General features: G+C 58.7%; 15 protein-coding genes. 6 read left to right on the top strand and 9 right to left on the bottom strand.

Features of this window, described 5'->3' with window-relative positions; all coding sequences use genetic code 11:
* Positions 1-9: 9 nt before the first annotated feature.
* From pqqC to pedF, 7 genes are all read right to left on the bottom strand, one after another.
* The gene (gene pqqC, locus R1T46_RS07225; RefSeq protein WP_178380755.1) at positions 10-741 is read right to left on the bottom strand and encodes a pyrroloquinoline-quinone synthase PqqC; all 732 of its coding nucleotides are present in this window, start codon (positions 739-741) and stop codon (positions 10-12) included.
* 20 nt (positions 742-761) lie between these two features.
* The gene (pqqB, locus tag R1T46_RS07220) at positions 762-1,691 is read right to left on the bottom strand and encodes a pyrroloquinoline quinone biosynthesis protein PqqB (RefSeq protein ID WP_286749683.1); all 930 of its coding nucleotides are present in this window, start codon (positions 1,689-1,691) and stop codon (positions 762-764) included.
* A gap of 52 nt (positions 1,692-1,743) precedes the next feature.
* The gene (gene pqqA / locus R1T46_RS07215; protein WP_007153157.1) at positions 1,744-1,815 is read right to left on the bottom strand and encodes a pyrroloquinoline quinone precursor peptide PqqA; all 72 of its coding nucleotides are present in this window, start codon (positions 1,813-1,815) and stop codon (positions 1,744-1,746) included.
* Positions 1,816-2,179: 364 nt separating this feature from the next.
* Positions 2,180-3,700, bottom strand: a complete 1,521-nt coding sequence (locus tag R1T46_RS07210; protein WP_286749684.1) for an aldehyde dehydrogenase family protein — start codon at positions 3,698-3,700, stop codon at positions 2,180-2,182.
* 225 nt (positions 3,701-3,925) lie between these two features.
* Positions 3,926-5,701: a PQQ-dependent methanol/ethanol family dehydrogenase gene (locus R1T46_RS07205; RefSeq protein WP_317307844.1), complete on the bottom strand. Its 1,776-nt coding sequence runs from the start codon at positions 5,699-5,701 to the stop codon at positions 3,926-3,928.
* A 123-nt stretch (positions 5,702-5,824) separates the two neighbouring features.
* A complete protein-coding gene (locus tag R1T46_RS07200; protein WP_317307843.1) occupies positions 5,825-6,787 on the bottom strand; it encodes a substrate-binding periplasmic protein in 963 nt (320 codons plus the stop codon).
* An 89-nt stretch (positions 6,788-6,876) separates the two neighbouring features.
* Complete coding sequence (gene pedF, locus R1T46_RS07195) at positions 6,877-7,305, bottom strand: cytochrome c-550 PedF (protein WP_064229926.1); 429 nt, start codon at positions 7,303-7,305, stop codon at positions 6,877-6,879.
* Between the two features lie 366 nt (positions 7,306-7,671).
* Here pedF and R1T46_RS07190 point away from each other — a divergent pair, with 366 nt between their 5' ends.
* Together R1T46_RS07190 and R1T46_RS07185 are read left to right on the top strand one after the other, a co-directional pair.
* On the top strand, positions 7,672-9,525 hold the full coding sequence (locus R1T46_RS07190; RefSeq protein ID WP_317307842.1) for a methanol/ethanol family PQQ-dependent dehydrogenase: 1,854 nt from the start codon (positions 7,672-7,674) through the stop codon (positions 9,523-9,525).
* Between the two features lie 70 nt (positions 9,526-9,595).
* The gene (locus R1T46_RS07185; RefSeq protein ID WP_317307841.1) at positions 9,596-10,249 is read left to right on the top strand and encodes a pentapeptide repeat-containing protein; all 654 of its coding nucleotides are present in this window, start codon (positions 9,596-9,598) and stop codon (positions 10,247-10,249) included.
* Between the two features lie 13 nt (positions 10,250-10,262).
* Here R1T46_RS07185 and R1T46_RS07180 read toward each other — a convergent pair whose 3' ends face one another.
* Together R1T46_RS07180 and R1T46_RS07175 are read right to left on the bottom strand one after the other, a co-directional pair.
* Positions 10,263-10,919 carry a response regulator transcription factor gene (locus R1T46_RS07180; RefSeq protein WP_092030413.1) on the bottom strand — a complete coding sequence of 219 codons (657 nt, stop codon included), beginning with the start codon at positions 10,917-10,919 and terminating at the stop codon, positions 10,263-10,265.
* Positions 10,916-12,148: a histidine kinase gene (locus R1T46_RS07175; protein ID WP_317307840.1), complete on the bottom strand. Its 1,233-nt coding sequence runs from the start codon at positions 12,146-12,148 to the stop codon at positions 10,916-10,918. The genes R1T46_RS07180 and R1T46_RS07175 overlap by 4 nt, the downstream gene beginning before the upstream one ends.
* 163 nt (positions 12,149-12,311) lie before the next feature.
* Between R1T46_RS07175 and R1T46_RS07170 the strand changes: the two genes are divergently transcribed.
* From R1T46_RS07170 to R1T46_RS07155, 4 genes are read left to right on the top strand one after another with little or no spacing between them, the layout of a single operon-like run.
* Positions 12,312-13,484, top strand: a complete 1,173-nt coding sequence (locus R1T46_RS07170) for an ABC transporter substrate-binding protein (protein ID WP_317307839.1) — start codon at positions 12,312-12,314, stop codon at positions 13,482-13,484.
* 42 nt (positions 13,485-13,526) lie between these two features.
* Complete coding sequence (locus R1T46_RS07165) at positions 13,527-14,501, top strand: YVTN family beta-propeller repeat protein (RefSeq protein WP_317307838.1); 975 nt, start codon at positions 13,527-13,529, stop codon at positions 14,499-14,501.
* A gap of 7 nt (positions 14,502-14,508) precedes the next feature.
* A complete protein-coding gene (locus R1T46_RS07160; RefSeq protein ID WP_317307837.1) occupies positions 14,509-15,231 on the top strand; it encodes an ATP-binding cassette domain-containing protein in 723 nt (240 codons plus the stop codon).
* 2 nt (positions 15,232-15,233) lie between these two features.
* On the top strand, positions 15,234-16,037 hold the full coding sequence (locus R1T46_RS07155; protein WP_317307836.1) for an ABC transporter permease: 804 nt from the start codon (positions 15,234-15,236) through the stop codon (positions 16,035-16,037).
* Positions 16,038-16,039: the final 2 nt, after the last annotated feature.

Below are 16,039 nucleotides of genomic sequence, written 5' to 3'. Positions count from 1 at the left end.
GCGTGACCACTACACCCCCCGGTGCCAGACTGGCTGGCTGGTTACGGTGTGGTACGGCGGCGTGCGGTGCTGATAAGCCATAGTCAGGGCATCCAACATAGACCATAAGATATCCAGTTTGAATTGAAGGATTTCCAGGGCACGGGCCTGCTGTGCCGCGGTGGTGAAGTGATCCAGGGTAATCGTCAAACCATGCTCCACGTCACGGCGCGCCTCCGACAACCGCTTGCGGAAATAGCCATAACCATCGGTCTGGATCCAGGGATAGTGCTGAGGCCAGCTATCGAGCCGGGACTGGTGAATCTCCGGCGCAAACAGTTCCGTCAGGGAGGAACAGGCCGCTTCCTGCCAGGTCGCCCGTCGGGCAAAGTTCAGGTACGCATCAACCGCAAACCGCACACCCGGCAACACGTGGCGCTGGTCGATGACCTCGTCCCGAGTTAACCCTACGGCTTCCGCCAGACTCAGCCAGGCCTCGATACCGCCTTCGTCGTCACTGTGGCCATCGTGATCCAGTACTCTTTGGAGCCACAACCGGCGCACCGAGGCATCCGGGCAGTTGGCCATGATCGCCGCGTCCTTGCGGGGGATGTTGATCTGATAGTAGTAACGGTTGGCGACCCAGCCACGAATCTGCTCCGGGGTGCAGTCACCGCCGTACATGGCTTTATGGTACGGATGGTGGATGTGATAGTACTGGCCTTTTGCCCGCAGGGCCTGCTCAAAATCCCCGCGATTCATGACGGTTGTAGCGATTGCGTTCACAGGGGCACCTCCATATGCAGATGCATGCCGTCAAACGACACCTCAATGCCATGCCTGGTCAGCAGGGCCCGTTCAGGCGAATCCTCGTCCAGGATCGGGTTGGTATTGTTGATATGGATAAGAATTTTCCTGCGCGCTGGCATGGCATCCAGCACGTCGATCATGCCGCCGGGGCCACTCTGGGCAAGATGCCCCATTTCCTGGCCGGTGCGGGTACCCACCTCGCAGCGCAACATTTCATCGTCGCGCCAAACGGTACCATCCACCAGCAGCGTGTCGGCTTTGCGCATCCACTGCAGAATCTGCTCATCGGGCTGCCCGAGCCCCGGGGCGTACATGACGGTTTCACCACTGCGGGTGTCTTCTATGAAAAGCCCAATGTTGTCACCCGGGTGGGGATTATTCCTGCGCGGTGAATACGGCGGCGCATTACTGAGTAACGGAATGGCCGTCAACCGCAACGCCGGGGCGCAGGGAATGGAAAAAGACTGTTGGTCGGTACAGGGTACTTCATGCCACTGGGGGCCACCGTTCCAATGGGTGAGCATGCGAAACAGTGGAAAGCCGCTGCTCAGATCTTCATGAACCTGGGCGGTACACCACACGTCCAGGGGCAACCCCTCGCGCAACATCAGCAAACCGGTGGTGTGATCCACCTGGCTGTCGCACAGCAACACCGCGTTAATTCCGGTATCCCGAAGCGCACGCGCCGGCTGCATGGCATCAAAGCTTGCAAGTTGAGCACGAATGTCAGGAGAGGCGTTACAGAGAATCCAGTGCACGCCGTCTTCGCTGATTGCTATGGACGACTGGGTACGTGCGCTGGCGTTCAGGGTACCTTTGCGGAAGCCATCACAGTTGGCGCAATTGCAGTTCCATTGGGGAAACCCTCCGCCGGCGGCGGAACCGAGGATACGAATCTGCATGACAGAAACTCCAGAAGCAAAATGGCCAGCGCACGAGGCTGGCCATTACTTCTCAGCGGTTGGCGAAGTACATGGTGACTTCGAAGCCGATCCGCAGGTCTTCATAGGCTGGTTTGGTCCACATAACGCTTACCTCTTGTGATGATTGTTGTGGCATTGAGGATCCGTTAACCGGTTGCCCGGTAACTCACTCTCAATCCTACCCAGTCCCCGAAAAGGCCAATATGGTACTTTGGCACTGATTTCCGCTCGATCCAGGCCGCGAAACTCATCCTTTCGGCCCATTCCGGTGAGCACCGGCTCAGACACAAAAAAAGGCCCTGGGAAGGACCTAAAACTGGCAGGAAGACCCATCCATCCCCACCAGTCAACTACAACCCGGTAGAGATGCGCCCCGGTCAGACACCGGGAAGGAATGTGCACATCCATGTGCTGACTCGCCACCGGGCCTGTGTGGGAGGGCCCGGGCACTACAGTCATTGGCGGGCTTAGAAGAATCCCAGCGGGTTGATGTCGTAGCTGACCAGCAGGTTCTTGGTCTGCTGGTAATGATCCAGCGCCATCTTGTGGTTCTCGCGGCCAACACCGGACTTCTTGTAACCACCGAAGGCAGCGTGCGCTGGGTACTGGTGATAACAGTTGGTCCATACGCGGCCTGCCTGGATGGCGCGGCCCATGCGATAGGCACGGTTGATGTCGCGGGTCCAGAGGCCGGCACCCAGACCGAACTCAGTGTCGTTGGCGATGGCCAGGGCTTCTTCCTCGTCCTTGAAGGTGGTTACACCCACCACCGGACCAAAGATTTCCTCCTGGAACACACGCATGTTGTTCTTGCCTTTGAACAGCGTGGGCTGAACGTAGAAGCCATTGTTATAGGCATCGTCCATTTCCTCACGGCCACCGCCGGTCAGCACTTCCGCGCCTTCCTGCTTGCCGATTTCGAGGTAGGACATGATCTTGTCGAACTGCTCCTTGCTGGCCTGAGCGCCGACCTGCACATCGGTATCGAGCGGGTTGCCACGCTTGATGGACTTCGTGCGTTCAACAACCTTGGCCATGAACTCGTCGTACATGTCTTCCTGTACCAGCGCACGGGACGGACAGGTACAGACCTCACCCTGGTTGAAGAACGCCAGCACCAGGCCTTCCACACACTTGTCGATAAACTCGGGCTCGGCTTTCATCACATCGGAGAAATAGATATTGGGGGACTTACCACCCAGCTCCACCGTGGACGGAATAATATTCTCGGCCGCGCACTTGAGAATGTGGGAACCCACCGGTGTAGAGCCGGTGAAGGCGATCTTGGCAATACGCTTGCTGCTGGCCAGTGCCTGACCTGCTTCAATGCCGTAGCCGTTGACGATGTTAACCACGCCCGGTGGCAGTAGGTCGCCAATCAGATCCATCAGGATCAGGATACTGGCGGGCGTCTGCTCTGCCGGCTTCATCACCGTGCAGTTACCAGCCGCCAGGCAGGGCGCCAGCTTCCACACAGCCATCAGCAAAGGGAAGTTCCAGGGAATGATCTGGCCCACAACACCCAGCGGCTCATGGTAATGATAGGCCACGGTATTGTTGTCGATGGCGCTGGACGTATCTTCCTGGGCACGGATACAACCGGCAAAGTAACGGAAGTGGTCAACCGCCAAAGGAATGTCGGCGTTCAACGTCTCGCGAACGGCTTTGCCGTTATCCCAGGTTTCGGCGACCGACAGCATTTCAACGTTCTGCTCGATACGGTCGGCAATTTTCAGCAGGATATTGGAGCGCTCGGTGGTCGACGTCTTTCCCCAGGATGGCGCGGCCTTATGGGCGGCATCCAGAGCCACATCAATATCTTCGGCCGAGGAGCGGGGAATTTCACAGATGACATCGCCGGTCACCGGCGTGATGTTCTCAAAATACTGACCCTTGACCGGGGCGACCCACTCGCCGCCAATGTAGTTCTCATAACGGGGTTTGAAGGAGACGACGGAGCCTTCCTTACCAGGTTGTGCGTAGATCATGGTCTCGACCTCTTGTTGTGTTTGTCGCAGGACAACGCGGCCTTGCGCGTTTACCTATTCAATGTAGACCCCCAAAGCGGTTAGGTGAATGATTCGATAGAGGGGAAAAACTCATCCCTTGGTAGTAGATAAGCGGGGACTACGACAATCTAGCGCTTGCGCAGACAAAAAGGGCTGCCTTCCGGCAGCCCCCATCGAACGAACAATGGCCGTTCTATCGTCGAATCAGTTGCTCGCAACACGATCCTTCGGCAGCTTGAACGTCCAGACCATACCGCCCTGGTTGAAGTCCTTTACCACCTTGGCGACTTCACCACCCCAGAGCGGAACCGCCCCACCCCAGCCAGAGGCCACAGAGACATACTGCTCGCCGTCCATGGTCCAGGTGACAGGCGTACCCACAACGCCGGAACCGGTGTTGAACTTGTACAGCTCTTCGCCGGTCTTGGCGTCAAAAGCCTTCAGATAGCCTTCGGGCGTACCAGTGAAGACAAGGTTGCCAGCGGTTGTCATCACACCACCCCACAGCGGAGCGGTGTTTTCATAACGCCAGACTTCCTTGCCGGTCTTTGGGTCCATGGCACGGAGCACGCCGATGTAATCGTCATTAGCTGGCTTGATGGTAAAGCCCGCACCCAAGAAAGCCGCGCCTTTCTTGTAGGAAACTGGCTCGTTCCAGATATCCATGGACCATTCATTGGACGGCACATAAAAAAGCCCGGTGTCCTGGCTATAAGCCATGGGCATCCAGTTCTTGCCGCCAAGGAACGCCGGCTGGGCAACAACAACTTCACCTTTACTTCCCTCCATTGCGGAAGGATCGCCCGGGCGGCCACCGTCCTTGAAGATCGGACGACCGGTCTTCGGATCAAGGCCTTCAGCCCAGGTGATCTTGTCCACGAATGGGAAGCCGCGGATAAAGTCGCCGTTCTCACGGTTCAGAACGTAGAAGAAGCCGTTACGGTCAGCGGTTGCCGCCGCTTTCACGGTTTTGCCCTTTTCTTTGTAATCGAACGAAATCAGCTCGTTGACACCATCGTAGTCCCAGCCATCATGAGGCGTGGTCTGGAAGTGCCATTTGATACTGCCATCGTCCGGATCGATTGCCACCCGCGAGGATGAGAACAGGTTGTCGCCAGGGCGCAGGTGTGAGTTCCAGGGTGCCGGGTTACCGGTTCCGAAGAACAGGGAATCGGTGTCCTGGTCATAGGTGCCCCCCAACCAGGGCGCAGCACCGCCGTTCTTCCACATATCACCGGGCCAGGTCTGTCCGGCTTTGCCACCGGAGATACCGTTCTCGATGGCCTTGCCCTCTTTGTAGACATAGCCCATGTGTCCTTCGACGGTTGGGCGCATCCACACCAGTTCGCCGGTGTTGGCATCGTAGGCTTCCACCTTACCTACAACACCGAACTCACCACCGGACACCCCGGTAATGACGTTGCCTTTGACAACAATCGGTGCCGCGGTAATGGCATAACCAGCCTGATAGTCGGCGACCTTTTTGATCCACATGGGCTTGCCGGTGTCTTTGTTCAGGGCGACAAGTTTGGCATCCAGGGTGCCGAAGATGACCTTATCGTCGTACAGGGCAACACCACGGTTAACAACGTCACAACAGGGCATGATGCCGTCAGGCAGACGCGCGTCGTACTGCCAGATTTCCTCACCGGTTTTGGCGTCAATGGCGTACACACGGGAATAGGAGGCGGTCACATACATCACGCCGTCCTTGATCAGTGGCTGGGATTCCTGGCCGCGCATTTTCTCGCTGCCAAAGGAAAAGGCCCAGACGGGCTGCAGGTACTTCACGTTATTGGTGTTGAGGTCGTCAATAACGCTGTATCGCTGGCCCTGGGTGCCCATACCGTAGCTGACGATGTCCCCGGGGGTTTTGTGATCGTTCATGATGTCTTCGTCGGTGACCGCGTGGGCCCCATACGATACGGCCAGCGCCAGGGCACTGGCGGCAATGCGAATCCCTAACCTGTTCGATGTCATGGTTGCGCTCTCCAAGTCTCTTGTTTTCAGTTTCTCGATGAACCGGGAACTTTTCCCGCCTCTGGAGAGATTCTTCGCTTTGACGCAAGAACCAACAATTACCCCCCGGCACTGGTTTTCTCATCACTTGGTATTACGACCTGCAGCTTTTGCCAACGCCTCCTCGCTGAGAAACTCCCTGTAGTACTGGGGAACGCTGTATCGCAAACCGAGCTCTGCAAACAGGGACTGCATCTCACCGGATTTCACCAGCTCACCGATGATGGCTTCGATCGCATAACCGAGCTGGCGATGGGTGTGTTTGATGGCCATACCCACGTCCCACACCTGCTTGCCAATACCCGGAAAGCCGTTACCAGCCAGTTGTAACCCGGTGTTTTCCGGGCGCCCCAGTTCGTGGTCAATCTCGGCACGCATCCCCATCACGGCACTGACCGTGCCCTCGCGCATGGCGTTGAATGCCTTGCGAACGTTCGGGTAATGCCTGACCTGATCCCGCATGCGGCCCTGCAAACCGGAACTCAGGTAGAAGTCCGGCAGGGTATCGATCTCCACGCCAATGGGGTGGTACTGGAACTTGGCAACCGTGTCGACGCCGTCGATTTTTTCCGGGCTGAAGGCAATCTGCCAGGTTTCCTGCTGATAGGGGCCGAACAGAACGACTTGTTCGTTGATGTACTCACCGGTGGAATCCTGCATGTAGGCGTAGGTCTTGTCGTAGGGCACCCGCAGCATCACATCGGCAAGCCGCTGTTTGGCCAGGTAGTGGCCTTTCCAGACGTTGTTGCGCAAGTCGTCTCCCAGGTTTTCATCCGGGATAATCCAGTGCACCTTGAACTCAACACCCATTTCCTCGGCAATCCGGCGGCCGAGTTCGATATCGATGCCTCGGGGCTCACCATCAACCTGGTAGGAATAAGGTGGAAAATTCTCATAAACGCCCACTTTCAGATAGCCGGACTCCAGAATGATGTCGTAGGTGCGATCCGCAGGCCGGTTGAGGAGTTCGTTTCCGTCGTTTACCTCCTGGGCAAGGACAACCTGGGCAAACAGCAGCAGGGCAAGCATTCGAGACAGTATTTTCATTGTTTTCTCCCACCTTTTCTCTCAACGACGAAGGGCCGGCACAGGGCCGACCCGAATTCAGACGTTCGTTTTGCTAGAAGCCGTGCTCATCACTCCGGCTTGGGCAGGGATTCCACGTAGGTTCGGATTGCCCACATGGCGTTCTGGTCCATGCTCTTTTTCCAGGACGGCATGCCACGGTCGGTACCATTCATCACCCGGCCGATGTAGTACTCGTCATCCCATTCGGTCAGCTCGCGAAGATCCGGTGTCAGGCCGCCGGACATCGCCCGGATACCGTGGCAGGCGGCACAGTTACCAGCGTAGGCACTCTCGCCGACCTTGACCGCCTGGGCGTTGAACTCGCCGAATTCATTGCCTTCACGGAACGGATTCTCAATGCGGACGTCATCGCCCAGCTCCGGCAGATTGCCCGTGTCCACTTCCTGTGGTGTGACATTGCCGTGCGCAATAGCGAAACCGGCCAGGCCAAGCATGGCCGCGGCCATGATGGTTTTGAGTGAAAAGGACATTGCCATTGGTCTTACCTCTGTTATTGGATTCCCCGTGGTTGGCTGTTGGATTTGTCAGTTGCCAACTTGCTGATCTCCAGTCTAGGAATCCCCTTGTCCAATCCGAATGCCACTTTGGGGTTTCTGGCTTAGTTCCTTGGTAGTAAACGCTCAGAGCGAAGGCCAAAGCACGATATGCCGGCCTGAAAACCTGAAAACCTCCATTTTTCATGAAGAAGGAGCCTTTTCGGGAAGTTTTCCCGGTTTTTGAGGCCAACTTCCCGATTCCGGGATGGACTTTTCCGTCGCCACAGCGAATCGCCTGCGCCGATACTCGAAGCGTCGATGCCATGAGCAAGACGATGGTTACAACAAAAACCAAGGGGAAAGACTATGAACATCAGAACACGCAAACACCCGCTGCTTCGCGGGATCGGACTGGCCCTGGCTCTTGGGTCAGCAGCAGGACTGGCCGCCCAGGCCAGTGCCAAAGACGTTACCTGGGAAGATATCGCCAACGATGCCCAAACAACCGAGAACGTGCTGGGCTACGGCATTGGCCCCAAGGCCCAGCGGTACAGCCCGATGACCACGATCAACCGGGACAACGTCGAGCGCCTGGTTCCGGCCTGGTCATTCTCGTTCGGCGATGAGAAGCAACGGGGCCAGGAATCCCAGGCGCTGGTCCACGACGGCGTCATCTACGTGACCGGCTCCTACTCACGCCTGTGGGCCCTGGATGCAAAAACCGGTGAACGACTCTGGGAATACAACCACCGCCTTCCAGAAGGCATCCGTCCCTGCTGTGACGTGGTCAACCGGGGCGCAGCCATTTTTGGCGACAAGGTTTTCTTTGGCACCCTCGACGCCGGCATCGTTGCCCTCAACAAGGACACCGGCGACATCGTATGGCGTGAAAAATTCGCCGACCACGAAGCTGGCTACACCATGACCGGTGCTCCGACTCTGGTGAAAGATCAGGAGACCGGCAAAGTCCTGCTGATTCACGGATCGTCCGGGGATGAATTCGGCGTGGTCGGCAAGCTGTTTGCCCGGGATCCGGATACCGGTGAAGAAGTCTGGATGCGACCGTTCGTTGAAGGCCACTATGGCCGCCTGAACGGCGAAAAAAGCACGCCCACCGGCGACCCCCGCGCGCCCAGCTGGCCGGATGATCCCAACACCGAAACCGGCAAGGTGGAAGCCTGGAGTCATGGCGGTGGTGCCCCCTGGCAAAGCGCCAGCTTCGACGCGGAAACCAATACCATCATCATTGGTGCCGGTAACCCCGCGCCCTGGAACACCTGGAAACGCACATCACCCGGCGGTGATCCTGCCGACTACGACAACCTGTACACCTCCGGCCAGGTGGGTGTAGACCCCACTACTGGCGAAGTGAAGTGGTTCTATCAGCACACGCCGAACGATGCCTGGGATTTCTCCGGCAACAACGAACTGGTGCTCTTCGAATACGACGAGAACGGCGAAACTGTCAAAGCAACCGCCCATGCTGACCGCAACGGTTTCTTTTATGTGGTCGACCGTGAAAACGGTGAATTCAAGAAAGGCTTTCCGTTCGTGGACAACATTACCTGGGCCGAGCGCATTGGTGAGGATGGCCGCCCTGTGGAGAGAAAAGGTCAGCGCCCGCCACCTGTAGCAGAGGGTGAAACCCGTGGCGAGGCCATTGAAGTCTCTCCACCTTTCCTCGGCGGCAAGAACTGGAACCCCATGGCTTACAGCCAGGACACCGGCCTGTTCTACGTGCCCGCCAACCACTGGAAAGAGGATTACTGGACGGAAGAGGTGACCTACAAGAAAGGTGCCGCCTATCTGGGCCAGGGCTTCCGGATCAAGCGCATGTATGACGACCACGTGGGCATCCTTCGCGCCATGAATCCGCTCACCGGCGAGATCGAATGGGAGCACAAGGAACGGTTACCACTCTGGGCCGGCGTACTGACTACCAAGGGTGGCCTGGTGTTCACCGGCACCGGCGACGGCTTCCTGAAGGCCTTCGATGCTGAAACCGGGGAGGAACTCTGGAAGTTCCAGACCGGCTCCGGAATCATCTCGTCTCCCATCACCTGGGAAATGGACGGCGAGCAGTACATCGGGGTTGCCTCCGGCTATGGCGGCGCGGTTCCTCTCTGGGGCGGCGACATGGCCGAGCTGACCAAGCCTGTCTCCCAGGGCGGGTCATTCTGGGTCTTCAAGATGCCTTCCTGGGCACAGGCCTCCCGCTAACTGTCCTCCGGACTGGGCTTGGCAGGTCGCCAGGCCCCTTTTTTCCGGCCAAGATTCAGGAGTGAAAAACATGAGACCTCTGGCTACCACCTCACTTTTATTGTTCATGGCACCGGCACTGGCCGGCGATTACATGGCCGGCCTGGATCAAGTCCCTGTCATCAACGGCTGCAAACTGGAACGGGATACCAGCTGTGCCGGCGCCGACCTGCAGGGAGCGGATCTGTCGAATATGGATCTGCGCTCCGCCAACTTCCGCGGTGCCAATCTGTCTGGCGCCAACCTGAGCCATACCAGCCTGCGAGGGGCCAACCTTGATGGGGCAAACCTGGACAACGTCACCGGCTACCGCCTTCAGGTCTACCGGGCCAGCATGCGCGGCGCGTCGCTGAAGAATGCTCAATTACAGGGGATGCAGGGCGAGTATCTGTTCGCCCAGGGTGCGGACTTCACCGGGGCAGACCTGACCGGTGCCAACTTCGACTTTTCCCGTTTTTCCGGGGCCACCCTGGTTAACGCCACCATGCCCTTTAGCAGCTTCGAGATTTCCTGGCTACCGAAGGCGAATCTGGAGGGGGCTAACCTCAGGGGCGCAAACCTTCAGGAGGCCAAGCTGGGGCTGGCCAACCTGGCTGATGCGGACCTGACCGGAACCCAAATCCACTATGCAACCTTTGAGGGCACCTATATGGAGGGCTGTACGGCCTGCCCCTTTGACTGGTAACCCCGGGGCGGGCTCAGACCCGCCTCGCTTCCTCCAGCTGACCATAACGAATCAGACCGGCATCCACCGCCAGATGAATCAGCTCCACGGATGACGACACCTGAAGCTTGTTTTTCAGGCCGGCCAGGTGGTTGGAAACCGTTTTACTGCTGACACACAACCGTTCGGCGATTCCGCCGACACTCTCGCCCCTGGCGTACATCAGCAATACCTCCATCTCCCGCTGGGTCATATCCCTGAGCCGATGATCCACAGGCCGCTCCTGGTTCATGGCCAACCGGGTGGCAATCGGGTGCTCAATGTAAGGCTGGCCTGCAGCAACCCGCTTCACGGCTTCTGCAAGCTCCTCGGGGGCGCAGCTCTTGGATACAAATCCTAGACCACCAACATCCAGGGCCTGCCTAACCATCGGTAGCTCATCGTGCATGGTAAAAAACAGGATAGCCGCCCCACGCCAGCGCTGGCGCAGCCGACGCCCGACTTCCAGACCGGAGATGTCGGGGAGGCCCATATCGAGCAGCACCACGTCCGGTCGCAACTCGCCATACCGGGCAACCGCGTCCTGACCGTTGTCGACTTCGGTAATGGCCACCGCCGGCAGCATCGAGCGCAAAAGATTGGCGATGCCCTGGCGGACCACCTGGTGGTCATCCACAATCATCAGTTTCACAGCACACCTCCGGTATTCGGGCTGAGCGGCGCGAGCGGTATGGCAAGCCGAATGCGAGTTCCCTCGCCCATCCTGCTCAGAAATCTGACCTCGCCACCCAGGCAGCGGGCCCGCTCACACATGGAGCGCACGCCGAGACCCGCATTGCCGGGTAGCTGATCGTTGCCAACACCGTTATCACGCACCTCAATACTCAGCTCGTTGTCTTTGCGAGCCACCGCCAGCATGGCGCAGGACGCGTTGGCGTGGCGGGACACATTGTTCAGGGCTTCCTGCAGGAATCGGTACAGGTGAGTCTGCTGTTCGCCGGTAAATTCCGGCAGGCACTCATCCATGGCCAGGCGGCACTCCAGACCGCTGAGCTGTTGCCATTGCTCGGCCAGATGCCGGATTGCACTGCCAAGACCGAGTTGCTCCATCACCAGCGGATGCAGATCCTGTAACAGGTGCCGGAAATGTTTCTGAATGGTCTCGCAGTGTTCCGCCAGATCCCTGGCCTGCTTCTTTTGCCGGTCACTCAGGTCCGGATCGTAGAGCAGACTGCGGGCCTGGGCGCGAATGCCGGTCAGGTACTGGCCCAGATCGTCGTGCAGTACCCGGGCGATGTGTTCCCGTTCCCGATCCTGCAACTGCAGCAGTTCATTAAGCAGCCGGCTGACGGTCTGCTGCTCCGACTCAAGCGCCCCGGCCATGGAATTGAAGCGGCAAACCAGCGCATCCAGTTCCTGCTCGCCCTGACGCGGTAGCCGGGAAGTCAGCTGCCCCGCGGATACCGCGCCCATGGCGTCGGACAGGCTGGCAAGCGTGCGCAGGCCTCGCCGCACCATCACGAACAGTGCCAGGAAACACAGGCCCATACCGATTGCATAGGCACCCGAGATCAGCAGGAACCCTTCCCAGATTTCTTCAACCTCGTCGGCGGGATCAACCTGCCAGCCATTGACCACCGGCCGGGACGATTCTCCGGCAATCATCGCCGAGAACCAGGCTGGCACTCCTCCGCCGGTCCCGGACTCCATTTCAGCCGCCGGGGTCAGGTGACGCATGCTACTGACGACAGATTCCGGAAGATCGGCGGGGCTCCCCAGGTTCTGTGCCAGGCCGGCAACACCATCGAGCTCGCGCTGGACATCATGCCGGGCCTGCTGGGTGTATAGCAGCGCGCCAAGCAGGTAGACCAGGAGGAAAACCGACAGCATCAAGAGGGAAATCTTCCGGTATACGGTCATTGTTTTTATCCGTTGCGGGGAAACAGTCTTCCTATCTCCATGCTAAAGCCGCCAGTTTTCACCGGAATAGTTCTTTAGTACCGCCACTTTCCTACTTTCTGAATATTTCCGGGACTTTTTCCCTTCTCTAAGCTGGAAGCACAACAACAAACCGGAGAATCCCATGTCTTTTCTGTCCCGGACTGCGGCCACTTCACTGATCACACTAGCGGCAGCAAGCCCACTTCAGGCTGAGACCCTGGATGTGCGGATTGGCTATCTCCAGTGGGTTCCGGATCAGGGGCCGGTGCTTTCCAATGTCATTCCGGAACCTGAGGACGCCGGCCTGCGAGGCGCCGAACTGGCCATCAACGACAACAGCACCACCGGCAAGTTTCTGGGCCAGACCTACTCACTCCAGAACACCGTTGCTGATTCCGAAGAAGCGGCCATCGCGGCCTTTGATTCAATGCGCGAGAGCGGCCTGGAACTGTTCGTGGTGAATGCGCCGGCGTCGACCCTGAAAACCCTTACCGAAAACGCCGGTGATAACACCCTGATCTTCAACGCTGGCGCCAAAGACGATGCCCTGCGCACCGGCCAGTGCCACGTCAATCTGCTGCACACCATGCCCAGCTATTCGATGCTCACTGACGCCCTCGGCCAGTGGCTGAATCAGCGACGCTGGGATGAGGTGTTTTTGATTACCGGGCCGACTGAAGCCGACAAGGGCTGGGCCGATGCCTTCCGCCGTTCCGCCAAGCGCTTCGGGCTGGAGATTGTCGAAGACAAGCCCTGGACCTTTGACGCCGACCTGCGCCGAACCGCCTCCAAAGAGCTGCCGCTGTTCACCCAGGCCAGCGATTACGACGCGGTGGTGGTGGCCGACGTGCGCGGCGATTTTGGCGAGTACGTGCCCTTCAACACCTGGCTGCCGCGACCGGTGGTGGGCACTCAGGGCATGGCACCAGTCACCTGGCATCGGGTCGTTGAGAGCTGGGGCGCCGCACAGCTACAGAACCGTTTCCGTGACCTGGCCGGCCGTGACATGAACGGCGAAGACTACGCCGCCTGGGCCGCCATTCGATCCATCGGCACCGCGGTGACCGACCTCGGCAGCGCTGACCCAACGGACATTCGACGCTTCCTGTTCAGCGATCAATTCCAGCTTGCCGCGTTCAAGGGCCGCAAGCTCACCTATCGCGACTGGAACGGCCAACTCCGGCAACCGATTCCCCTGGTTCATCCGAGGGGCCTGGTTGCCCGGGCACCGTTCGAGGGCTTCCTACATCCAAAGACAGAGATGGATACGCTCGGTTTCGACAAGCCAGAGAGCAAGTGCCGTATCAACGGCTGACCGCATTGGCGGCGGCCCCATACAACAAGAAGGAGTTACACCATGACATCCCTGTTCAAACACACCGCCCTGGCCGCCATGATCGGCCTGTCGACACCGGCACTGGCCAGCCTCGCATACGTCTCCAACGAAAAGGACAACACGCTGTCGGTGATCGATACCGAGTCCATGGAAGTGGTCGATACCATTGAGGTCGGCGCTCGCCCCCGAGGCATCCTTCTGTCCAAGGACTACACCAAGCTCTATATCTGTGCCAGTGATGACGACACCGTGCAGGTGCTGGACCTGGCCACCCGCAAGATCGTCGACACCCTGCCTTCTGGCGAAGACCCCGAGCAGTTCTCACTCCACCCGAACAACAAGCATCTTTATATCGCCAACGAGGACGACGCCATCGTGACGGTGGTGGATGTCACCAACAAGGACGTACTCGCCCAGATCGACGTGGGCATTGAGCCGGAAGGCATGGCGGTCAGCCCGGACGGCAAATGGGCGGTCAACACCAGTGAAACCACCAGTATGCTGCACTGGATCAACACCGAGACGTTCGAGATCGAGAAGAACATCGTGGTTGGACAACGCCCCCGACACGTGGAATTCACCAAAGACAGCAAGGTTGCCTGGGCCTCCGCCGAGATCGGCGGCACCGTACACATCATCGACGTGGACAACCTGGAGCAGATCCATGAGATGTCTTTCAAAGTCCCCGGCGTTAACCAGGACCGTGTGCAACCTGTGGGTATCGAACTGACGGACGACGGCAAGTACGCCTTCGTGGCCCTCGGCCCGTCCAATCACGTGGCCGTGGTGGATGCCCAGACTTATGAAGTGCTGGATTATTTGCTAGTTGGCAGCCGCGTCTGGCAACTGGATCTCGACAAGGACCAGAAGTACTTGTACACCACCAACGGTGTATCCGGCGATATCTCGGTCATCGATGTGGAGGACCTGAAGGTCATCAAATCCATCAAGGTCGGCCGCTACCCCTGGGGCGTGGTCATCGATCCAACGTCATAACACCAGCATGACCATTGAAGCCAGGAACCTCGGCTTTCGCTACGGCGACACACCCGTGCTCAAGGAGGTCAGCTTTGCACTGACCTCTGGCCGTTTTCATGCCCTGCTCGGACCGAATGGCGCCGGCAAGTCGACGCTGTTCGGGTTGCTGACCCGCCTGTTGGCGATTCAGCAGGGAGAGCTCCTGCTGGCCGGGCAATCATTGAAAAGGCAGCCGTCTGAAGCCATGCACCAGATTGGCGTGGTGTTTCAGCAGAATGCTCTCGACCTGGATCTGACGGTGCGCCAGAACCTGCAGTATCACGCAGCACTGCACGGCTTATCGCGCAGGGAAGCCAGGGTTCGGGGCGACCGGGAACTGGAACGGTTTGAGCTGTTGGAGCGTGCGAACGACCCTGTCCGAAAACTCAACGGTGGCCACCGCCGGCGCGTAGAGATTGCCCGGGCGTTACTTCACGAGCCCTCCCTGCTACTGCTGGATGAACCCACGGTTGGCCTGGACGTGGCGAGCCGAAAAGCGCTCAACGAGCATGTGCGCGTTCTGTGTGACGAGGCGGGCCTCACCGTTCTGTGGGCAACTCATCTGATTGAGGAGGTGCATCAGGAGGACCGGGTGCTGATCCTGCACCAGGGCCAACTGCTGGCCGACGGCTCCGCCCAGGATATCTGTGTGGCCGAAGGCACCCGCGACCTGGCGGAAACCTTCCATACACTGACCGGAGCCGGATAACCATGAAAGCCGCTCACTACTGGCACTGTTTTGTTGGCATCCAGACCCGGGAATGGTTGCGTTTCTGGCAGCAACGCACCCGTTTCGCCAGCGCCCTGGTTCGGCCGCTTCTATGGCTGGTGGTGTTCGCCGCCGGCTTCCGGGCCGTGCTGGGCATTTCCATTATTCCGCCCTACGAGACCTACATTACCTACGAGACCTACATCGCCCCCGGCCTGTGCGGGATGATCATCCTGTTCAACAGCATGCAGGGTGCCCTGTCCATGGTGTACGACCGGGAACTGGGCAGCATGCGGGTGTTGCTGATGAGCCCGCTGCCCCGCCCGTTCCTGCTGGTGACCAAGTTGCTGGCGATGGGGGTGGTGTCGGTTGGGCAGGTGTATGTGTTCCTGCTGCTGGCCCTTTTGGTGGACGTTGAGCCGCCTCTGTGGGGGTATCTGGCGGTATTGCCAGCGCTGATCCTGACCAGTCTGATGCTGGGAGCGCTGGGTTTGCTGATTGCCACCTGGATCAAGCAGCTGGAGAACTTCGCGGGGGTAATGAACTTTGTCATTTTCCCGATGTTCTTTATGTCCTCGGCGCTGTACCCGCTGTGGAAAATGAACGAAGCCAGTCCCTGGCTGTACTGGATCTGCCAGTTCAATCCGTTCACTCATGCAGTGGAGGCAATTCGGTTTTCGTTGTACCTGGAATGGAATCCCATCGCCTTTGGCATTACTGCCGGTGTAACGGTCGTTCTGGCTCTGCTGGCCACGGCCGGGTTCCGGCCTCAACGGACGAAGATACTAGGCACCGGGCCTGCCTGAGT

This window comes from Marinobacter salarius, from assembly GCF_032922745.1.
Classification (GTDB): domain Bacteria; phylum Pseudomonadota; class Gammaproteobacteria; order Pseudomonadales; family Oleiphilaceae; genus Marinobacter.
The sequence above is the reverse complement of the archived record's forward strand: the minus strand, read 5'-3'. Positions and strand labels throughout refer to the sequence as shown.